A 19,081-nucleotide genomic window follows, 5' to 3' on the forward strand; every position below is an offset into this window, starting at 1 on the left:
TTCTTGATGCGTGGCTAACCCTGGGTGGCTATGCCTGGGTCGCTATGCCTGGGTCATCGCGTAGTAGGCGCCGCGGCGCGCGAGCAACTGGGTGTGGTTGCCCTGCTCCACAATTCGGCCGGCCTCCACGACCAGGATGCGGTCGGCGTCGCGGATGGTCGAAAGGCGGTGCGCGATAATGAAACTCGTGCGGCCCCGGCGGAGCTCGCGCATGGCGCGCTGAACCAGGACCTCGGTGTGGGTGTCCACCGAGCTGGTCGCCTCGTCCAGGATCAGCAGTTGCGGCCGGGCGAGGAACGCGCGGGCGATGGTGATGAGTTGGCGTTCACCGGCGCTGAGGTTGGCGCCGTCGCCGCTGACCCGGGTCTGGTAGCCGGCCGGCAGGGTGCGCACGAAGCGGTCCACGTACGCCGCCCTGGCGGCCTCGATCACCTCGTCTTCGCCTGCCTCCGGGCGCCCGTAGGCGATGTTCTCCGCGATCGTGCCGTCGAACAGCCAGGTGTCCTGCAGCACCATGCCGATTCGCGATCGCAGCGACTGCCTGCTGACCGCGGTGATGTCGACCGCGTCGATCAGGATCCGGCCCGAGTCGACGTCGTAGAACCGCATCAGCAGGTTCACCATCGTGGTCTTGCCCGCCCCGGTCGGTCCGACGATCGCCACCGTGCTGCCCGGCTCGGCCACCAGCGACAGGTCGTGGATCACCGGCGTGCCCGGCCGGTACGCGAAGTTCACGTGCTGAAACTCGACGCGGCCGCCGTCGCGCGGGCCCTGGCCGTTGGGCAGCGTTCGCGCGGGGTCCGGCGGCTCCTCGGGCTCGTCGAGCAGGTCGAACACCCGCTCGGCGCTGGCCACCCCGGATTGCAGCGTGTTGTACATCCCCGCCACCTGGCTGACCGGCGCGTTGAACTGCCGCAGGTATTGGATGAAGGCCTGGATGCTGCCCAGCGTGATCTGCCCGGTCGCCACCTGCAGGCCGCCGACCACCGCGACGGCGGCGTAGCCGACGTTGCCGATGAACCCCGTCGCCGGCCCCACCAGGCCGGAGAAGAACTGGGCGCCGAAGCTGGCGCCGTAGACGTCGTCGTTGAGGCGGCGGAACTGCTCGCGCGCGGCGGCCGCGTGCCCGAACGTCCTGACCACCGTGAAGCCGCTGTAGGTCTCCTCGATGTGGGCGTTGAGGCGCCCGGTGCTGCGCCACTGGGCCACGAACAGGCGCTGCGAACGCCGCGCGATCGCCCGCGTCGCCAGCAGCGAGATCGGCACGGCCAGCAGCGTGATGCCCGCCAGCAGCGGCGAGATGGACACCATCATCGCCAGCACGGCCACCACCGTCAGGACCGCCGTCAGCAACTGGCTGATCGTCATCGACAGCGACGACTGGACGTTGTCGACGTCGTTGGTGACCCGGCTCAGCAGCTCGCCGCGCTGGCGCCCGTCGAAGTAGGACAGTGGCAGCCGGTGGATCTTGTCCTCGACGTCGGCGCGCAGCGCGACCATGGTGCGCTGAATGGTGACATTGAGCAACCGGACCTGCGCCCAAATCAGCAGCGCGGAAACAACATACAGCGCCAGGGCCAGCGCCAGCGTGCGGGCCACCGCCGCGAAGTCCACGCCCCGGCCCGGCACCACGTTCATCCCGGACAGCAGGTCGGCGAAGGCGTTCTGGCCGCGGGCGCGGGCGGCGGCGACGGCCTGTGCCTTGCTGATGCCGGCGGGCAGACCCCGCCCGATGACCCCGTTGAACAGCAGGTCGGTAGCGTGGCCGAGGATTCGCGGGACGACGACCCCGATCGCCGTGCCGGTGACGCCCAGCGCGATCACCGCGAGGCTCAGCCGCCGTTGCGGCGCAAGCCGTTTCACCAGCCGGGCCGCCGAGGACCAGAAGTCGCGGGAGCGCCCCGCCGCCGGCGCCACGGGCGCCACGGTCATTGCTCGCCCCCCACCCCGGCCCCCACCGACTGCGAGTCGGCGAATTCCGCGTAGACGGCGCAGTCGGCCAGCAGCGATTCGTGCGTGCCCGAGCCCACCAGCTTGCCGTCGTCGACGACGATCACCTGGTCGGCCTGGGCCGCGGTCGAAACGCGTTGGGTGACAACGATAATCGTGGAACCGCCGGACGCGCGGGCCAGCGATGCGCGCACCCGCGCGTCGGTGTGCACGTCGAGCGCGGCGAAGGAGTCGTCGAACAGGTAGATCGCCGGCCGGCGGATGACGGCCCGCGCGATCGCCAGCCGCTGCCGCTGGCCGCCGGAGAAGTTGATGCCGCCCTGGGCGACGCGCATCTCCAGCCCACTATCTGCTGGGCCGTGGGCCCGGACGAACCCGTCGGCGTCGGCCACCCGCAACGCCTCCCACATCTCGTCGTCCGTCGCGTCCGCCTTGCCGTACCTTAGGTTTTCGGCCACCGTCCCGGAGAACAGGTAGCCGCGCTGGGGGACCAGCCCGATCGCCGACCAGAGCCGCTCGCTGTGGTAGTCGCGGACGTCGACGCCGTCGACCAGGACGGCGCCGGAGGTGACGTCGTAGAGCCGGCAGATCAGGGACATCAGCGTCGACTTGCCCGAGCCGGTGCCGCCGACGATCGCGGTCGTCGTCCCGGGTGGGGCGGTGAACGAAATGTCTTGCAGCACCGGTCGATCGGCGCCCGGATAGGTGAAGCTGGCGCCGTCCAACCGCACCACGCCCGTGATCCCGCCCGGTGGGAATTGCGGGTTCGGCGGGTCCTGGACCGCAGCGCGGGTGTCGAGCACCGCGGTGATCCGTTCGGCGCACACCGCGGCGCGCGGCAGCACCACCAGCGTCATCGTGGCCATCAGCACGGCCATCAGGATCTGGGTGAAGTACACCAGGAAGGCGGTCAGCGAACCGACCTGCATCTGGCCGCGATCGATGCGCAGGCCGCCGAACCAAATCAGCGCGACGCTGGACACGTTGATGGTCAGCGTGGTCAGCGGCAGCATGAGCGCCTGCAGGTTGCCGGCGCTCAGCGCGGTGTTCGACAGCGCGGTGTTGGCGCGGGCGAACCGATCGCGCTCGTAGCCTTCGCGCGCGAACGCCCGGACCACCCGGACCCCGGACAGCTGGTCGCGCACCACGCGGTTGATGCCGTCGATCAGGCCTTGCATCCGCCGCAGCAGCGGCAGCATGCGCGACATGACGAGGTAGTTGGTCACGGCCATGACGGGAACGCTGACCAGCAGCAGCCAGGCCAGCGCCGCCTCCTGGTGGATGGCCATGAAGATCCCGCCCACGCACATGATCGGGGCGGTGATCAGCACGGTGCCGCTGATCTGGACCAGGTATTGGATCTGGCGGACGTCGTTGGTGCTGCGCGTCAACAGGGTTGGCGCGCCGAATCGGTCGGCCTCGGGCTCGGAGAAGGTGGTGACGTGTTCGAAGATCGCCTGGCGCAGGTCGCGGCCGAAGCCCATGCCCGCCCGCGAGCCGACGTAGACGGCCCCCACCGCGCACAGCACCTGCAACCCGGTGACCGAAAGCATCACCATGCCGAGCCGGACGATGGTGGCAGTGTCGCCCTTGGCGACGCCCTCGTCGATGATCGCCGCGTTGACCGTGGGCAGGTACAGCGACGCCAGGGTGCTGGTCAGCTGGAGCGCCAGCAGCACCGCAACCAGCCGCCGGTACGGCCGGATGTACTGGCGCAGCAGTGCCAGGAGCATGTCGTTACTGTCGCACACGGTGCGCGCCGCGTCGGTCACCACCGCGCTGAAATGCCTGCTCAGGCGTTGCGTCGGCGGTTGGCCCCCGCGCTGCCGCTACAGTGCATCGTGTGACGAGCAGAAGGCCCAGCATTGGGCCACGCGCGCGGGCGCTGGCTCTCGTGGCGTCGGCCTTGGCGATTCTGATCCCGACGATCGCGGGTTGCTCGGGTTCCGGCGACAACAAGCCCGGAGCGACGGCCTCGTCGACGCCGGGCAACGGGGAGGGCCACCACGGGCCGATGTTCCCGCAATGCGGCGGCGTCAACGATCAGACCGTGTCGGAACTGACCAAGGTGACCGGGCTGGTGAACACCGCCCGCAATTCGGTGGGCTGCCAATGGCTGGCGGGCGGTGGGATTCTCGGTCCCCACTTCTCCTTTTCCTGGTACCGCGGCAGCCCGATCGGGCGCGAACGCAAGACCGAGGAGCTGTCGCGCGCCAGCGTCGACGACATCAACATCAACGGCCACGGCGGCTTCATCGCCGTCGGCAACGAGCCCAACCTGGGCGACTCCCTCTGCGAGGTGGGCATCCAGTTCCAGGACGACTTCATCGAATGGTCGGTCAGCTTCAGCCAGAAGCCGTTCCCGCCGCCGTGCGACATAGCCAAGGAACTGGCCCGTCAGTCGATTGCGAACTCCAAATGAGCAGACGACCCGCGCGCGCCGCCGTCGCCGTGGTGTTCGCCGCGCTGCTGGTGCTGACCGGTTGTTCGAGGTCCATCGGGGGCAACGCGATCAAGGCGGGCGGCAACCCGCCGCGCAACAACAACTCTCAGCAGCAGTACCCGAACCTGCTCAAGGAGTGCGAGGTGCTGACCAGCGACATACTCGCCAAGACCGTCGGCGCCGATCCCCTTGACATTCAAAGCACCTTCGTCGGCGCCATCTGCCGGTGGCAGGCCGCCAACCCCGCCGGGCTGATCGACATCACCCGGTTCTGGTTCGAGCAGGGCAGCCTGGGCGAAGAGCGCAAGGTGGCCGAGTTCCTGAAGTACAAGATCGAGAACCGCGCGATCGCGGGCATCGAGTCCATCGTGATGCGCCCCGACGACCCCAACGGCGCGTGCGGCGTGGCGAGCAACGCCGCGGGCGTGGTCGGCTGGTGGGTCAACCCGCAGGTGCCCGGGATCGATGCCTGTGGGCAGGCGCTCAAGCTGATGGAGCTGACGCTGTCTACCAATAGCTAGCGCGGCACTTCGAAATCGGTCAGCGCCGCCCCGCCCGGTTCCAGCCCCTGCCACGCGCCCGGCACCGCCAGCACCGCGATCGCCGACGTCGGGAATTTCGCCGAAATGCGTTCCAGCACAGCGACGTCCGTCCCGTCATCATCGGCCAGGACGAGCGCCAGCGAAGACATCGTCGGCTCGTGGCCGATGACCAGCAGCGTGCCGACGTCGTCGGCCGTCTCGTTGATCTCCTCGATCATCGTCCCCGGGGTGGCGCCGTACAGCCGCGCGCTGTAGCGGACCGGGGCGCCGATTCCGGTCCTGTCCAAGGTCTGCCGCGCGCGCGTCGCGGTGGAGCACAGCACCGCATCGACGGCGGGGGCGTTGGCGCGCAACCAGTCCCCGGCCAGCCCGGCCTCCCTGATGCCGCGCGGCGCCAACGGCCGGTCGTGGTCGGGTACACCATCCGGGTAGTCGGATTTCGCGTGCCGCATCAGCAGCAGGGTGTGCCGTTCGCTCACGGGCTCACGCTAATCAGTGCCGGGGCGGCCGCGCTACCGTTGGGCGCCCTCGTCGCGCGGCGGCCTCCCGGCGGGGTTGCTGCGAGCGTCCGGGGTTGATCACAGTCGGGCTTGTGAAATTATCTATTCTCGCGCGGCGTCGGCAGGTGTAGCGTCACCCATGTTCGGATCGGTTCGCCTGGCCGATGGGGGTCGGGATCGACGAGACAGGTTCGTCAAGGCCGTCGGGGGCCGGGACCTCGCGTGGCAACTGAATGCCGTAGCACCCTAGTCAGCTTCGATTTGCTGAGTGCCTGCTACGGATGATCGCCCTGCCTCGAAGGAGGGAACCCTGATGAACGCCAACGACACGCGCCACAGGTTGGCTGATGACGAGAAGCGCCGGCGAATGGAGCAAATCGAAGACATCCTCCGCCGGCTCAATCCGGACTTGACCGACGAGCAACTGGAGGAGCTCATGGTGCAGTTTTGCCGGCGATCCGGCTTGTCCGATCGCTGAGCCCACCGCGGCCGGGCCGATCTTCGCGGTTTCGTCCGCACGCCAACGTGTTTCACATCCGCCGGCACATTATGCCGCATCGTCGTCGTCTTCCCCTCCTTCCTCGCGGCGGAGGAGCTTTTCGGGGTGCCAGTAGGTGTTGGTGCGGGGCTGGCCGCGCTCCAAGTGCGGTGGGGGGATCCACTCGGTTTCGCCTTTGGTGTTTTTGCGGGTGGTCCAGCCGTCGGGGCTGAGCATGCGGTGTTGCGCGCCGCAGGCGAAGGTGAGGTTGTTGACGTCGGTGCAGCCGCAGACGGCGTAGCCGGTGACGTGGTGGACTTCGCTGAAATAGCCGGGCACGGTGCAGCCGGGTGCGGTGCAGCCACGGTCCTTGGCGTACAAGACGATTCGTTGGGCAGGGGAGGCCAGCCGCTTGGTGTGATACAGCGCCAGGGTTTTGCCTTTGTCGAAGATCGCCAGGTAGTGCCGGGCGTGGCGGGCCAGGCGGATCACGTCGCTCATCGGCAGGATGGTGCCCCCGCCGGTCAGGGCACGCCCGGCGGCGGCTTCCAGCTCGGCCAGCGTGGTGGTCGCGATGATGGAGACGGGAAGCCCGTTGTGCTGGCCCAGGTTTCCCGACGCCAGCAGGGCGCGCAGCGCAGCCAACAGCGCGTCGTGGTTGCGTTGGGATGCCGAGCGGGCGTCTTTGTCGATGGCTTCTTGGGATGGTGGGCCGTCCACGCACGGCGCGTCGTCCAGGGGGTTGCACATGCCGGGGGCGGCCAGTTTGGCCAAGACGGCTTCGAGGGTGGCGCGCAGCTCGGGTGTGAGCCAGCCGCGCAGCTGCGACATGCCGTCGGCCTGCTGGTTACCCAGGGTCAGCCCGCGCCGGCGGGCGCGGTCGGCGTCGGTGTAATTCCCGTCGGGGTTGAGGCAATCGGCCACCGTGTCGGCCAGCGCGCCCAGCTGCTCGGGCCGAAACCGGGTGCCCTCTTGAGCCAGCTTGGCCTCGACCTGTTCGCGGGTGGCCTGATCGATCCAGCCGGGCAGCTCATGACAGAACCGCCGGATCACCGCGACCTGGCCGGTGCCGAGCGCACCGGCGCGCTGGGCCGCGGCCGTCGCGGCCAGCGCCGGCGCCAACGGTTCCCCGGTCAGGCCGTGGCGCGGACCCAGATCCGCGGCCTCCTTGATGCGCCGCGACGCCTCGGCGCGGGTGATCAACGTCGCCTCGGCGATCGCATGCGACAACTTGCCGCCCAACTCTTCGGCGGTGGCCTGGCGGGCGAGGCAATTGATCATCGGATGCTCAGCGGCCGGTAATCGCCGGCGCACCTTCTCGCAACGCTCCAACAATCCCAACCACTCCTTGGTGGTCAACGCCTCGCAGTCCAGCCCGACCACCTTGTCCGCGGCGGCATCCAGCGCGTCATAGGCAGCAGTGATCGCCTCCCGATCGGCGCGGCTGGAACTCATGCCCCCAAACTAGCCAAGGGGTCCGACAAAAAACGGCGGCGCAGAAGCCCATGAAACCAAAGTGACAGAAGGGATTTGGCGGGGCGCGATCGGGGACGAGTCGCATCGGGCACCGAGTCTGGCGAACAGGGGCCGAATGGCCCTAGGCCGGGATCGCGCCAAGAGCGGAGTCTGTGAAGTCGAATACGCCGAGTCCATCGCGTTGGCCGGGAGGAAGGTACCGACCCTTATGCTGCATTGCCCGAGCGCGCTGGACAACGGCGAGCACCTGCACGGCCAATGCGGTGCACGGTGAAGGCGATTCGGATCTCCGCCAGCCGCCTGGGGGAAGCCATCACGACTGATCTCTGCGAACGCTGCTACTGGTTGAAGCTTCATCTCAATCATCAGTTGCCGTTCCAGATATTTCCGAGCATCTTCAGTTCGATCGATTCGTACACGAAAGACGTCGTCCACTCCTGGTTTGATGCGCACGGAGTGCCGCCACAGTGGCTCGCACCGCTGGGACCGATTGTCGCCTACCAAGAACCCCGACACTGGTCCGACTTTCATACCGTCGATCCGGAGTATGGCATCGAGCTCACCGGGGTCGCCGACGCAATTTTCAAGTATGCGGACGGTTCCTACGTAATCGTCGACTATAAGACGGCGCGCTTCAGGGACCGTGAGAACAGGAAGTTGATGCCGCGCTACAACGTGCAGCTCAATGCGTACGCCCGCATTGCGGCTGACCGCGGCCCGCGCCCGGTGTCGCATCTCGCGCTCGTTTACATGGAGCCCGCCACGAAGGGCCACGCCGTAAACCACTGCGGAAACTGTCGCGAAGATGGTTTCGTCATGGGCTTCCGGGCGCGCGTGGTCGAAATCCCGCTCGGTGATGGGTTATTGAAGGACGCGATGGCCAGGACGAGACGGATTTTCGACCTGGCAGACGCACCCGACGGCGCTCCAGGGTGCGGCGACTGCCCGCTCGTGCTCGACTTGGCCGAGACGCTCTGGCCTGGAATCAGCGACGTCGACTTGGTCGACAAGCTGCAGCGCATGCTCGCGGCTCACGAAAAAAGCGCCGCGGTACCGCGACGCTAGGTCGATTCCCCCAACGGCGCGGAGACCTGCCGGTCCGCATCCCGCGCGTTGTCGGTCGGCGGTCCTAGACTTCGCGGTGCCCAGATAGCCACGACTCGAAAGGGGTCCGCCGGATGCGATTCCTGCACACCGCCGACTGGCAATTGGGCATGACCCGGCACTTCCTCGCCGGCGACGCCCAGCCGCGGTATTCGGCCGCGCGCCGCGACGCGGTGGCCGGGCTCGGCGCGCTGGCGGCAGAGGTGGGCGCGGAGTTCGTCGTCGTCGCCGGCGACGTCTTCGAGCACAACCAACTCGCCCCGCAGGTGATCGGGCAATCGCTGGAAGCCATGCGCGCCATCGGGATTCCCGTCTACCTGCTCCCCGGCAACCACGACCCGCTCGACGCGTCGTCGGTGTACACCGGCGCGCTGTTCACCGCCGAGTGTCCCGACAACGTCACCGTCCTCGACCGCGCCGGCGTTCACGAAATCAGGCCCGGACTCGAGATCGTCGCCGCGCCATGGCGCTCCAAGGCCCCGACCACCGACCTCGTCGCCGACGTCCTCGACGGCCTCACCCCCGGCCCAACGACCCGCATCCTCGTGGCCCACGGCGGCGTCGATGTCCTGGACCCCGACCGCGACAAACCCTCGCTGATCCGGCTCGCAAAACTCGAGAGCGCGCTGCGGCAAGGCGCCGTCCACTATGTGGCGCTGGGGGACAAACATTCGCTCACCGAGGTCGGCGACAGGGTCTGGTACTCCGGCTCGCCCGAAGTCACCAACTTCGACGACGTCGAGGCGGACCCCGGCCACGTGCTCGTCGTCGACGTCGACGACGACGGCGTCACCGTGGAGCCCCGCCACGTCGGGCGCTGGCGCTTCGTCACCCTGCACCGCCAGGTCGACACCAGCCGCGACATCGCCGACCTCGACCTCAACCTCGACCTCATGACCGACAAGGACCGGACCGTCGTGCGGTTGGCGCTGACCGGATCGCTGACGGTCACCGACCGCGCCGCGCTGGACGCGTGCCTGGACCGGTACGCGCGGCTGTTCGCCCACCTGCGCACCTGGGACAGCCACACCGATCTGGTGGTCGTCCCCGCCGACGGCGAGTTCACCGACCTCGGCATCGGCGGGTTCGCCGCCTCGGCCGTCGACGAGCTGGTCGCCACCGCGCGCGACGCCGACGCCGACAACGCCGCCGACGCCCAAGCCGCGCTCGCGCTGCTGCTGCGCCTCGCCGATCGGGGCGCCGCGTGAAACTGCACCGCCTCGTCCTGACCAACTACCGCGGCATCGCGCACCGCGAGATCGAGTTCCCCGACCACGGCGTGGTGGTGGTCTGCGGCGCCAACGAGATCGGCAAGTCCTCGATGATCGAGGCGCTCGACCTGCTGCTGGAATCCCGCGACCGTTCCACCAAAAAGGAAGTCAAGCAGGTCAAGCCGACCCACAGCGACGTCGGCTCCGAGGTCAGCGCCGAAATCAGCTGCGGCCCTTATCGTTTCGTCTACCGCAAGCGGTTCCACAAAAAGTGCGAGACGGAGCTGACGGTGCTCACCCCGCGCCGCGAACAGCTCACCGGCGACGAAGCCCACGAACGGGTCCGGGCGATGCTGGCCGAGACGGTCGACAACGACCTATGGCACGCCCAACGGGTGCTGCAGGCCACGTCGACGGCCGCGGTGGACCTGTCCGGGTGCGACGCGCTGTCGCGCGCCCTCGACGTGGCCGCGGGTGACGCGGCCGCGCTGTCCGGCACCGAGCCCCTGCTGATCGAGCGGATCGACGCCGAATTCGGCCGCTACTTCACCCCGACCGGACGGCCCACCGGCGAGTGGGCCGGCGCGATCAAACACCTCGACGACGCCGAGGCCGCGGTCGCCGAATGGGCGGCGGCGGTGGCCGAGGTCGACGACCGGGTCCGTCGCCACGCGGAGCTGACCGAGCGGGTGGCCGCGCTGGCACAGCAGCGCGCCGCCGCCGCGCCCCGGCTCGAGGCCGCTCAGCAAGCCGCCGAGCGGATCGCCGAACTGAGCAACCTGGCGCGCGAGGCCAAGCTGGTCGCCGAGGCCGCGGCCGCCACCGGCGCCGCGGCCACCGCCGCCCACGACGGGCGCGTGCGGCTGCTCACCGAAATCGAGACCCGCACCGCGAGCGTCGCCGCCGCGGAGGCGGAAGCACAAGAGGCCGCCGAAGCGCGCAACACGGCGGCGGCCGACGCAAAGGCCGCCCATGAAGCCGTCGAGCAGGCCGTCCAGGAGCTGGCCGACCTGCAGCTCCGCGCCGAATCCGCGCGCCGGGCCGTCGACCAGCTCGCCGCCCGCGAGGAGGCCGACCGGCTCGGCGCCCGGTTGGCCAAGATTGCGGCCCTCCAGCGCGACCGAGACCGCGTCTGCGACGAGCTCGCCGCGGTCAAAATCACCGAGGAATCGCTACGGCGAATCGAGGACGCCGCCGCCGCCGTCGACCGCATCGGCGGGCAGCTGGCGTTGACGTCGGCCGCGGTGGAATTCACCGCCGTCGCCGACATCGAGCTCGCCACGGGCGACCAACGGGTGTCGCTGCCGGCCGGCCAGAGCTGGTCGCTCACCGCGACCGGCCCCACCACGGTCGAGGTGCCCGGCGTGCTGATCGCCCGGGTCACTCCCGGCGCGACGACCCTCGACATCCAAGCCAAATACGCCGCGGCACAAGAAGAATTCACGAAAGCGCTGAAGGCCGCCGACGTGCCGGACCTCGCGTCGGCGCGATCGGCCGACCAGCGCCGCCGTGAATTGCAGGGCGGCCGCGACCAATTGGACGCCACCGTGTCCGGGCTGCGCGGCGATGAAGACGTCGACCAACTGCGCGACCGGCTGGCCCAGCTGCGTGCCGACCACCCTGCCGACCCCGGCCAACCAACGGACCCCAACGTCGCCCGCGCCGAACTCGACGCTGCCGAGGCAGCCCACACCGCCGCGACCACCGAATGCGAACAACGCCGCCGGGCCGCGGCCACCACCACCCCCGCCCTCGCCGAGTCATCCACCCGCGCAACGGTTTCCCGGAACCAGCTCGACGCCCAACGCGCCGAGCTGAACGCCGCCACCGACCGGCTGGCCCGCGAGCGCGCGCAGGTGAGCGACGAAGACCTCGCGACGGCGGCGCAAGCCGGGCTCAACGCCGCACAAGACGCCGAGCGGCGCGTGACCGAAATCGCCGACGAACTGGCGGCCGCCGCGCCGGACGCTGTCGACGCCGAATTGAAAGCCGCCACCGCGGAAGCGGAGACGCTGAGCAATCGGTACGAAGACGCCAACCGCGCCTTGCGCGAAATCGCCATCGAGCTCTCGGTTTTCGGCAGTGAGGGTCGCCAGGGCAAGCTGGACGCCGCCCAGACCGAACGCGAGCACGCCGCCAGCCAGCACGCCCGGATCGGCAGCCGGGCCCGGGCCGCGCAGCTGTTGCGCTCGGTGATGACACGCCACCGCGACACCACCAGGCAGCGCTACGTCGAGCCCTATCGCACGGAACTGCAGCGGCTCGGCCGCCCGGTGTTCGGTCCCAGCTTCGAGGTCGACGTCGACAGCGATCTGTGCATCCGCAGCCGCACCCTGAACGGCGTCACGGTGCCGTACGAATCGCTTTCCGGCGGCGCCAAGGAGCAGCTCGGCATCCTGGCCAGGCTGGCCGGCGCGGCCCTGGTCGCCAGGGAGGACACCGTCCCGGTGGTGGTCGACGACGCGCTGGGCTTCACCGATCCCGACCGCCTGGCCAAGATGGGGCAGGTGTTCGACACCGTCGGCGAACACGGCCAGGTGATCGTGCTGACGTGCAGCCCCGACCGCTACGACGGTGTACACGGCGCGCACCGGATCGACCTCAACGTTTAGCATGTAGCGCTCGACGGTATTTGTCTTGGTGGAGCGCTATGACCATGAACTCGAAACGGCGTCGGCAGCAGCAAAAGCTGGCGGCATTGCCCGGTGTGCGTGCGGTGCGTCGGCCCGTCTCGCCGGGTAGCGCCGACGAGTTCGACCTCTACTACGTGCGCGGCGGCCGCAAGTCCGACCACCCGCTGGTGATCATCCCGGGAGGTCCGGGAGTCGCGTCGGTCCAGATGTACAAGGGGCTGCGGCGCCGGGCCGCCGCCGCGGGCCTCGACGTCATCATGATCGAGCATCGCGGCGTGGGGATGTCGCGCCACGACGACTCCGGCGCCGACCTGCCGCCTGAGGCCCTCTCCGTCAATCAGGTCGTCGACGACGTGGCCGCGGTGCTCGACGACGCCCGCGTGGACTCGGCCGTCGTCTACGGAGCGTCGTACGGCACCTACATCGCCGCCGGGGTGGGGGTGCGCCACCCGAACCGGGTGCGGGCGATGGTCCTCGATTCGCCGCTGCTGTCGCGGCACGACATCGTGATCGTGCGACGCGCGATTCGCCGGCTGTTGCTGAGGGGAGACAGCCCCGAAACCGCCCCGCTCGCACCGAAAGTCCGCAAACTGGTCGACGCCGGCGTCATGACCGCGGCGGCCACCCAGGTGGTCGCGACGATCTACGGCCATGGCGGGGCGGCCCTGCTCGACCGGCAACTCGACCTGCTGCTCGACGACCGAAAGGTGTTGTGGTGGGCGCTGTCCCACTTCGCGACCCTGGGCAACCTGCCGTACCGCTACGAGGAAGACCTGGTGAGCCGCATCGCTTTTCGCGAACTCGACTACGCCGCCGAGCCCGACGGCCTGCCGCTCGACCCCGCCGTGGCCGAGCGTGAAAGCCGGACCCAGACGGCGACTTTCGAGGACGAGCCATACGACCTGCCGGCCGAGATGCCGAATTTCGGCTGGCCCACCGCGGTCGTCTCCGGCGGCCGCGATCTCATCACGCCGCCGCCGGTCGCCCAGCGGGTGGCGTCCCTGATTCCCAACGCGCAGCTGCTCAAGCTCCCCACCATGGCCCACAGCGCGCTGGACTTTCGCGAGCCCGCGGCCCTGGCCATCGCCGGCGCGGTGTGGCGCGGCGAGTTCGAGGGCCTGGTCGCCCAGGCGCCGGCGCTGGATGAGCTCCCGCCGCGACCGTCGGTCCGGTTGCTGTGGAAGGCGATCGAGCTTGCCGCCATCGCCGAGGGCGCGCTGCCGGCGCTGCGGCTGCCCGCGGTGTTGCGGCGGCGGGTCAGGTCCGCATGAACCCGATCGCGGTGTAGTTCAGGTCGCCGAGGCCGGCGGCCCCGAAGTTCGCCAGCGTGCTGCGCACCGCGACGTCGCCGGGGGACTGCGTCAGCGGCAGGCTGAATCCCTCGGCCCAGATGAGCTTGTCGAGGTCGTTGGCCAGCGCCTGCGCCTTGGCGGGATCGAGTTCTTCGAGCGTGCGCTCGATCGCCTCGTCGATCTCCGGGCTGCCGATCTTCCCGAAGTTGCTCGCCCCGTCGGACTGGTAGATCTGCGTGAGCGACGACAGCGGGAACGCGTCGCCGAGCCAACCGAACTGTGCGATGTCGAAGGCCCCGACGTTGACGTAGTTGGTGAAGAAGCCGCTGCCGGACCTCGCGACGAGTTCGAGCTTGACGCCGATCTGCGCCAGGCTGTGCTGGGCGATCTGCGCGAACACCTTGCTGCCCTGCGCGTCGTAGAACAGGTCCCGGATCACCAGCTGCCGGCCGTCGCGCTCCCGGAACTGGCCGTTGAGCTTCCACCCCAGGGCGTCGAGCTCCCGGCTCGCCGCGGCGGGGTCATAGGGGACGACGAAGCTGTTGTCCTGGTAGCCCTGCTGCCCGGCGACGTAGATGTGGTTGCCCAGCGCCACCGGGTTGCTGGTGAGGCCGTACTGGACCACCTTGGCGATGGTCTGCCGGTCGATGCCCTTGGACACGGCGACTCGTAATGCCTTGTCTTCCAGGATCGCCCCGTGGGCGCCGTTGAAGGTGAAGTGCGACCAGCTCGGGGCGGGGGCGCGCCGTATCGAAATGCCCTTGGTCCGTTGGGCGATGGTCAGCTGGTCGACGGTGCCGATCCCGGCCGCGTCGATCGTGTTGTTCTGCAGCGCCGGGATCCGGGCGGCGTCGTCGAGGACCAGGTAGGTGATGCTGTCCAGCCGTGGGCGGGCCCCCCACCATTTCGGGTTGCGGGTCAACACGATTCGCTGCGTGGTCCGATCCAGCGACGACACGATGAACGGGCCCGCCGTCGGGCCGGGCCCGTCGAGCTGGCCCTTGTTGAACGTCTCGGGCGTGGACGTCATGCTGGCCGGCAGCAGCATGCCGTTGCCGGCGAACATGCCGCGCCATTCGGCGTACGGCTTGGCGAACGTCATGACGGCCTGCCGGTCGTCGACCCCGCGGGTCACCGACGCGACGCGGTCGGCGCCGCTGGGCCCGGCGATCTGGAATTCCTTGTCGACGCCGGACAGGGCATGGATCTGGCTGGCGATGTCCTGCCAGGTGACCGGCGTCCCGTCGGACCACACGGCCTTGGGGTTGATGGTGTAGGTGACCACCTGCGGGTTGGTCCCGGTGAGCTCAACGCTGGTGAAGTAGTCGGTGTCGACGGTGGTCGAGCCGTCCGGCCCGATGACGAACGCCCGCGGCAAGGTCGCCTTCATCATCGAGGCGACCTCGGCCGAGTTGCCGTCGATGTTGAGAATGTTGAAGTTGGGCGGAAAGTCGCTGAGCGCCAGCCGCAGGTTGCCGCCGTCCCGCAGCGTGGCGGGGTTGCGCGGGTTGAGGTCGCTGGTCGTGCCGATCGAGGCCGTGTTGCCCGTCGGGGGCGTCAGGTCGATGGCCGGCGAGCACCCGGTGAGCACCAACCCGGCGATTATCATCAGACAAAGCCACGGCCGAGACTGCGCCCAGCGCGTGAAAACACCCCCAAACGACGCTCTGAGCGCAGACTCGGCGCCAAAGAACCTAGACATGCTTCCCCGGATCCGGTTGCGGGACCGCGCCCAGCAGCCGGCGCGTGTAATCGTGCTGCGGATTGGCGAACAGCTGCTCGCTGTCGCCCTGCTCCACGATGGCGCCGGCGTACATCACCGCCACGTCGTGCGCCAGGTGCTTGACCACCGAAAGGTCGTGGGAGACAAACAGATACGACAGCCCGAATTGCTCCTGCAGGTCGAGCAGCAGATTGATGATCCCGGCCTGGATGGAGACATCCAGGGCGGACACCGGCTCGTCGAGCGCCAGGATCTTCGGCTGCAACGCCAGCGCCCGCGCGATGCCGATGCGCTGCTTCTGGCCGCCGGAGAACTCGGCGGGGTAACGGGTCGCGTCCGCGCGGCGCATGCCCACGATCTCGAGCAGCTCGGCGACCCGCGCGAACGTCGCGTTCTTGTCGAAGCCGTTGGCGCGCAACGGTTCGGCCAGCAGCTCGTAGACGGGCAGCCGCGGATCCAGCGACGCCACCGGGTCCTGGAACACGACCTGGATGTCGCGCCGCAGCTCCCGCCGCCTCGCCGGGCTCAACGCGGCGACGTCGTCGCCCAGCACCTCGATCGAACCGGATTGCGGCGCAACCAGTTCCAGGATTTCGTGCAGCGTGGTCGACTTGCCCGAGCCCGACTCGCCGACGATGCCCAGCGTCCGGCCCTGCCGCAGCTCGAAGCTGATGCCGTCGACTGCACGGACCTCGCCGACGGCGCGGCGGAACACCACGCCCTTGGTCAGCCGGTAGGTCTTGACCAGATCGCGCACCCGCACCACGACCCTCGAGTCACCGGTCGGCTCGACACGCGAGAAGGTGTTGACCCCGTAGATGTCCGCGGCGCTGCGATCGCCAACCTGATCGGTGCGGATGCAGGCGGCCCGATGATCGGCCCGATGATCCAAGCCGACCTCGATCAATTCCGGTTCGGCGGCGCGGCATTCGTCGATGGCCAGCGGGCAGCGCGGCGTGAAGGGGCACCCCGGATCGAGCCCGGCCAGCGACGGCGGCGCGCCGGGTATGGGCACCAGCCGGGTGCCCTGCGCGGCGTCCAGCCGGGGCACCGACCCCAACAGCCCCACCGTGTAAGGCATCTGGCGGGCCCGGTAGAGGTCGCTCACGCTGGCCGACTCCACCACCCGCCCGGCGTACATCACCAGCGCCCGGTCGGCGAACTCGGCGACCACGCCCAGGTCGTGGGTGATGATGAGCACGCCGGCGCCGGTGACGTCGCGGGCGGTCTTGAGCACCTCGAGGATCTGCGCCTGCACCGTGACGTCCAGGGCGGTGGTGGGCTCGTCGCAGATCAACAGGTCGGGGTCGTTGGCGATCGCGATCGCGATGACGACGCGTTGCCGTTCACCGCCCGACAGCTCGTGCGGAAACGCCCGGGCACGCCGCTCGGGCTGCGAGATGCCAACCAGCTCAAGCAGTTCGACCGCGCGCCGGCGGGCGGCCTTGCGGCCGACGCGCGGCTGGTGCACCTCGATCGCCTCGGCGATCTGGTCGCCGACGGTGTACACAGGCGTCAGCGCGGACATCGGATCCTGGAACACCATGCCGACCGTCTTGCCGCGGAACCGTGACATCGCGTCGTCGCCCAGCCCCAGCAGCTCGGTGCCCTGCAACCGGACCGAACCCCGCACCCGCGCGTACTCGGGCAGCAGCCCCACCACCGCCATCGCCGACACGGACTTGCCCGATCCCGATTCGCCGACCATGGCCACGACTTCGCGGGGCTCGATGCGGTAGCTGATGCCGCGCACCGCGGTCACAGGCGGCCCGTCACTCGGGAAGGTGACGGCCAGGTCGGCAACCTCCAGCAGGGGGCTCATCGGCGCCCCAGCCCGCTGCCCGGGTCGAGCGCGTCGCGCAGCCCGTCGCCGGTCACGTTGGCGCACACCAGGATCAGCACCAGCACCCCGGCCGGGAACAGGAACACCCACGGGAACGTGGTCGCGGACTGGGTGCCGTTGGCGATCAGCGTGCCCAGCGACACGTCGGGCGGCTGGATCCCGAAACCGAGGAAGCTCAGGCCGGTTTCGGCCAGGATGGCCGAGGCGACGTTGAGCGCGGCGTCGATGATCAGGATGGACGCCACGTTGGGCACCACGTGGCCGACGATGATCCGGCGGCTGGAGACCCCCATATACCTTGCGGCGCGGATGAATTCGCGCTCGCGCAGGCTCATGGTCATGCCGCGGACCATGCGCGAGCTGATCATCCACCCGAAGGCGGCCAGCAGCAGCACCAACAGTAGGACGCTCGACGACTTCTTGACCCGCGGGGTGAGGATCGCGATCAGGATGAAGCTGGGCACCACCAGCAGCAGGTCGACCACCCACATCAGCACCCGGTCCCGCCACCCGCCGAAATAGCCGGCGACCGATCCGACCGTCGCGGCGATGCCGGTCGAGATGAACGCCACGCAGACGCCGATCAGCATCGACTTCTGCATGCCCCGCAGGATTTGCGCCAACAGGTCCTGGCCCATCGCGTTGGTGCCCAGCCAGTGCCGGTTGTTGGGCGGCTGCAGCAGCGCGTTGAAATCGAGGTCGTCATACGAGTACGGGAGCAGCGACGGCAGCGCGTAGCAGCCGACGAACAGCAGCACCAGCAGCGCCAGCGACGCCACCGCGAGCCGGTTGCGGCCAAACCGGCGCAGCACCAGCGTGCGGCGCGACGTGAACCCTTCCGGGGTCGAAACCCCTTGGGCTGCAGTAACTGTCATGACACCCGCACCCTCGGATCGAGCGCCGCGTAGAACACGTCGGACAGCAGGCCGGCCAGCAGCACCACCGTGCCGGAGAACAGCGTGATCGCCGCGATGATGTTGGTGTCCTGGGCCGAAATGCCTTGCACCAGCCACTCGCCCATGCCGTGCCAGCCGAAGATCTTCTCGACGAACACCGCGCCGGTGACCAGCCCGGCCACCCCGTAGGCGAACAGCGTGGCCAGCGGGATCAGCGCGGTGCGTAACCCGTGCTTGAACAGCGCGCGCCGGCGGGTCAGCCCCTTGGCGCGGGCGGTGCGAATGAAGTCCTGCCCGAGCACGTCGAGCATCGCGTTGCGCTGATAGCGGCTGTATCCCGCCGCGGCCATCAGCGCCAGGGTCATCGTGGGCAGGATCAGGTGCCGCAACCGGTCGAGCGACTGCGCCCAGAACCCGCCGGCCACGCCCGGAGACGTCTCACCGGTGTAGTCGAACAGATGAATCCCGACGGCCCAGTTGGTCCGCAGCGCACCCAGGATCAACAGGTTTGCGATGACGAACGACGGGGTGCTCAGCACGAGCAGCGCCAGCAGGGTGACGACGCGGTCGCTGAGCCGGTACTGCCGGATCGCGCCCCATGCCCCGGCGACGATGCCCAGCACCGTGCCCACCAGGGAGCCGACCACCAGCAGCCGCAGGCTGACCCCGACCCGGCGCCACAGCGTCGCGGCGACGGGCTGACCGGTGATGGTGGTGCCGAAGTCGCCCTGGGCGACGTGCGAGGCCCAGTTCGCGTAGCGGATCGGGATCGGCTTGTCCAGGCCGAGCGCGTGGGCCTTGGCGTCGATGACGGCCTGCGGTGGGCGCGGGTTGCGCTGCAACAGGCTGTCCAGCGGCGAGAAGGCCACCGAGGTCAGGCAGTAGGTCAGAAACGACGCCAGCGCCAGCAGCACGATGTAGTTGAGTAACCGGCGCGCTAGAAACCGGATCATGCCCGCCCGTTCCGCATTGGGACAGGTTAACCAGCCG

General features: G+C 69.2%; 15 protein-coding genes. 7 read left to right on the top strand and 8 right to left on the bottom strand.

Features of this window, described 5'->3' with window-relative positions; translation table 11 throughout:
* Positions 1-42: 42 nt before the first annotated feature.
* Together AC5Y7V_RS14075 and AC5Y7V_RS14080 are read right to left on the bottom strand one after the other, a co-directional pair.
* A complete protein-coding gene (locus AC5Y7V_RS14075; RefSeq protein WP_499880671.1) occupies positions 43-1,932 on the bottom strand; it encodes an ABC transporter ATP-binding protein in 1,890 nt (629 codons plus the stop codon).
* Complete coding sequence (locus tag AC5Y7V_RS14080; RefSeq protein WP_499880672.1) at positions 1,929-3,683, bottom strand: ABC transporter ATP-binding protein; 1,755 nt, start codon at positions 3,681-3,683, stop codon at positions 1,929-1,931. The genes AC5Y7V_RS14075 and AC5Y7V_RS14080 overlap by 4 nt, the downstream gene beginning before the upstream one ends.
* Before the next feature lie 131 nt (positions 3,684-3,814).
* Here AC5Y7V_RS14080 and AC5Y7V_RS14085 point away from each other — a divergent pair, with 131 nt between their 5' ends.
* Together AC5Y7V_RS14085 and AC5Y7V_RS14090 are read left to right on the top strand one after the other, a co-directional pair.
* On the top strand, positions 3,815-4,372 hold the full coding sequence (locus AC5Y7V_RS14085; protein WP_499881015.1) for a DUF3558 domain-containing protein: 558 nt from the start codon (positions 3,815-3,817) through the stop codon (positions 4,370-4,372).
* Complete coding sequence (locus AC5Y7V_RS14090) at positions 4,369-4,914, top strand: DUF3558 domain-containing protein (RefSeq protein WP_499880673.1); 546 nt, start codon at positions 4,369-4,371, stop codon at positions 4,912-4,914. The genes AC5Y7V_RS14085 and AC5Y7V_RS14090 overlap by 4 nt, the downstream gene beginning before the upstream one ends.
* On the opposite strand, the gene AC5Y7V_RS14095 is transcribed toward AC5Y7V_RS14090, so the two are convergent.
* Complete coding sequence (locus AC5Y7V_RS14095; RefSeq protein WP_499881016.1) at positions 4,911-5,387, bottom strand: SixA phosphatase family protein; 477 nt, start codon at positions 5,385-5,387, stop codon at positions 4,911-4,913. The two genes, AC5Y7V_RS14090 and AC5Y7V_RS14095, sit on opposite strands and share 4 nt — an antisense overlap.
* A 361-nt stretch (positions 5,388-5,748) precedes the next feature.
* Between AC5Y7V_RS14095 and AC5Y7V_RS14100 the strand changes: the two genes are divergently transcribed.
* Positions 5,749-5,913 carry a hypothetical protein gene (locus tag AC5Y7V_RS14100; RefSeq protein ID WP_499880674.1) on the top strand — a complete coding sequence of 55 codons (165 nt, stop codon included), beginning with the start codon at positions 5,749-5,751 and terminating at the stop codon, positions 5,911-5,913.
* A gap of 69 nt (positions 5,914-5,982) precedes the next feature.
* On the opposite strand, the gene AC5Y7V_RS14105 is transcribed toward AC5Y7V_RS14100, so the two are convergent.
* Positions 5,983-7,368 carry an HNH endonuclease signature motif containing protein gene (locus AC5Y7V_RS14105; RefSeq protein ID WP_499880675.1) on the bottom strand — a complete coding sequence of 462 codons (1,386 nt, stop codon included), beginning with the start codon at positions 7,366-7,368 and terminating at the stop codon, positions 5,983-5,985.
* Positions 7,369-7,659: 291 nt separating this feature from the next.
* Between AC5Y7V_RS14105 and AC5Y7V_RS14110 the strand changes: the two genes are divergently transcribed.
* The 4 genes from AC5Y7V_RS14110 (at position 7,660) to AC5Y7V_RS14125 (ending at position 13,608) form a co-directional block, all read left to right on the top strand.
* Complete coding sequence (locus AC5Y7V_RS14110) at positions 7,660-8,454, top strand: PD-(D/E)XK nuclease family protein (protein ID WP_499880676.1); 795 nt, start codon at positions 7,660-7,662, stop codon at positions 8,452-8,454.
* Positions 8,455-8,567: 113 nt separating this feature from the next.
* Positions 8,568-9,701, top strand: a complete 1,134-nt coding sequence (locus tag AC5Y7V_RS14115; RefSeq protein ID WP_499880677.1) for a metallophosphoesterase family protein — start codon at positions 8,568-8,570, stop codon at positions 9,699-9,701.
* Positions 9,698-12,316: an AAA family ATPase gene (locus AC5Y7V_RS14120; protein WP_499880678.1), complete on the top strand. Its 2,619-nt coding sequence runs from the start codon at positions 9,698-9,700 to the stop codon at positions 12,314-12,316. The genes AC5Y7V_RS14115 and AC5Y7V_RS14120 overlap by 4 nt, the downstream gene beginning before the upstream one ends.
* A gap of 38 nt (positions 12,317-12,354) precedes the next feature.
* A complete protein-coding gene (locus AC5Y7V_RS14125; RefSeq protein ID WP_499880679.1) occupies positions 12,355-13,608 on the top strand; it encodes an alpha/beta hydrolase in 1,254 nt (417 codons plus the stop codon).
* On the opposite strand, the gene AC5Y7V_RS14130 is transcribed toward AC5Y7V_RS14125, so the two are convergent.
* The 4 genes from AC5Y7V_RS14130 to AC5Y7V_RS14145 form a co-directional block, all read right to left on the bottom strand.
* Positions 13,595-15,238: an ABC transporter family substrate-binding protein gene (locus AC5Y7V_RS14130; protein WP_499880680.1), complete on the bottom strand. Its 1,644-nt coding sequence runs from the start codon at positions 15,236-15,238 to the stop codon at positions 13,595-13,597. The genes AC5Y7V_RS14125 and AC5Y7V_RS14130 overlap by 14 nt on opposite strands.
* 85 nt (positions 15,239-15,323) lie before the next feature.
* On the bottom strand, positions 15,324-17,174 hold the full coding sequence (locus AC5Y7V_RS14135) for a dipeptide ABC transporter ATP-binding protein (RefSeq protein ID WP_499880681.1): 1,851 nt from the start codon (positions 17,172-17,174) through the stop codon (positions 15,324-15,326).
* Positions 17,171-18,070, bottom strand: coding sequence for an ABC transporter permease (locus AC5Y7V_RS14140; RefSeq protein WP_499880682.1), 900 nt, complete (start codon positions 18,068-18,070; stop codon positions 17,171-17,173). Before AC5Y7V_RS14140 ends, AC5Y7V_RS14135 begins: the two co-directional genes overlap by 4 nt.
* The gene (locus tag AC5Y7V_RS14145; protein ID WP_499880683.1) at positions 18,067-19,044 is read right to left on the bottom strand and encodes an ABC transporter permease; all 978 of its coding nucleotides are present in this window, start codon (positions 19,042-19,044) and stop codon (positions 18,067-18,069) included. Before AC5Y7V_RS14145 ends, AC5Y7V_RS14140 begins: the two co-directional genes overlap by 4 nt.
* Positions 19,045-19,081 lie beyond the last annotated feature (37 nt).

It is taken from the genome of Mycobacterium sp. NGS34 (assembly GCF_059812845.1).

What these genes read in the sequence shown, in the direction of transcription:
- AC5Y7V_RS14140 (WP_499880682.1), bottom strand. Translation starts at nt 18,070, where the DNA reads ATGACAGTTACTGCAGCCCAAGGGGTTTCGACCCCGGAAGGGTTCACG.
- AC5Y7V_RS14135 (WP_499880681.1), bottom strand. Translation starts at nt 17,174, where the DNA reads ATGAGCCCCCTGCTGGAGGTTGCCGACCTGGCCGTCACCTTCCCGAGT.
- AC5Y7V_RS14080 (WP_499880672.1), bottom strand. Translation starts at nt 3,683, where the DNA reads ATGCTCCTGGCACTGCTGCGCCAGTACATCCGGCCGTACCGGCGGCTG.
- AC5Y7V_RS14115 (WP_499880677.1), top strand. Translation starts at nt 8,568, where the DNA reads ATGCGATTCCTGCACACCGCCGACTGGCAATTGGGCATGACCCGGCAC.
- AC5Y7V_RS14090 (WP_499880673.1), top strand. Translation starts at nt 4,369, where the DNA reads ATGAGCAGACGACCCGCGCGCGCCGCCGTCGCCGTGGTGTTCGCCGCG.
- AC5Y7V_RS14125 (WP_499880679.1), top strand. Translation starts at nt 12,355, where the DNA reads ATGACCATGAACTCGAAACGGCGTCGGCAGCAGCAAAAGCTGGCGGCA.
- AC5Y7V_RS14075 (WP_499880671.1), bottom strand. Translation starts at nt 1,932, where the DNA reads ATGACCGTGGCGCCCGTGGCGCCGGCGGCGGGGCGCTCCCGCGACTTC.
- AC5Y7V_RS14145 (WP_499880683.1), bottom strand. Translation starts at nt 19,044, where the DNA reads ATGATCCGGTTTCTAGCGCGCCGGTTACTCAACTACATCGTGCTGCTG.
- AC5Y7V_RS14130 (WP_499880680.1), bottom strand. Translation starts at nt 15,238, where the DNA reads ATGATAATCGCCGGGTTGGTGCTCACCGGGTGCTCGCCGGCCATCGAC.
- AC5Y7V_RS14105 (WP_499880675.1), bottom strand. Translation starts at nt 7,368, where the DNA reads ATGAGTTCCAGCCGCGCCGATCGGGAGGCGATCACTGCTGCCTATGAC.
- AC5Y7V_RS14100 (WP_499880674.1), top strand. Translation starts at nt 5,749, where the DNA reads ATGAACGCCAACGACACGCGCCACAGGTTGGCTGATGACGAGAAGCGC.
- AC5Y7V_RS14095 (WP_499881016.1), bottom strand. Translation starts at nt 5,387, where the DNA reads ATGCGGCACGCGAAATCCGACTACCCGGATGGTGTACCCGACCACGAC.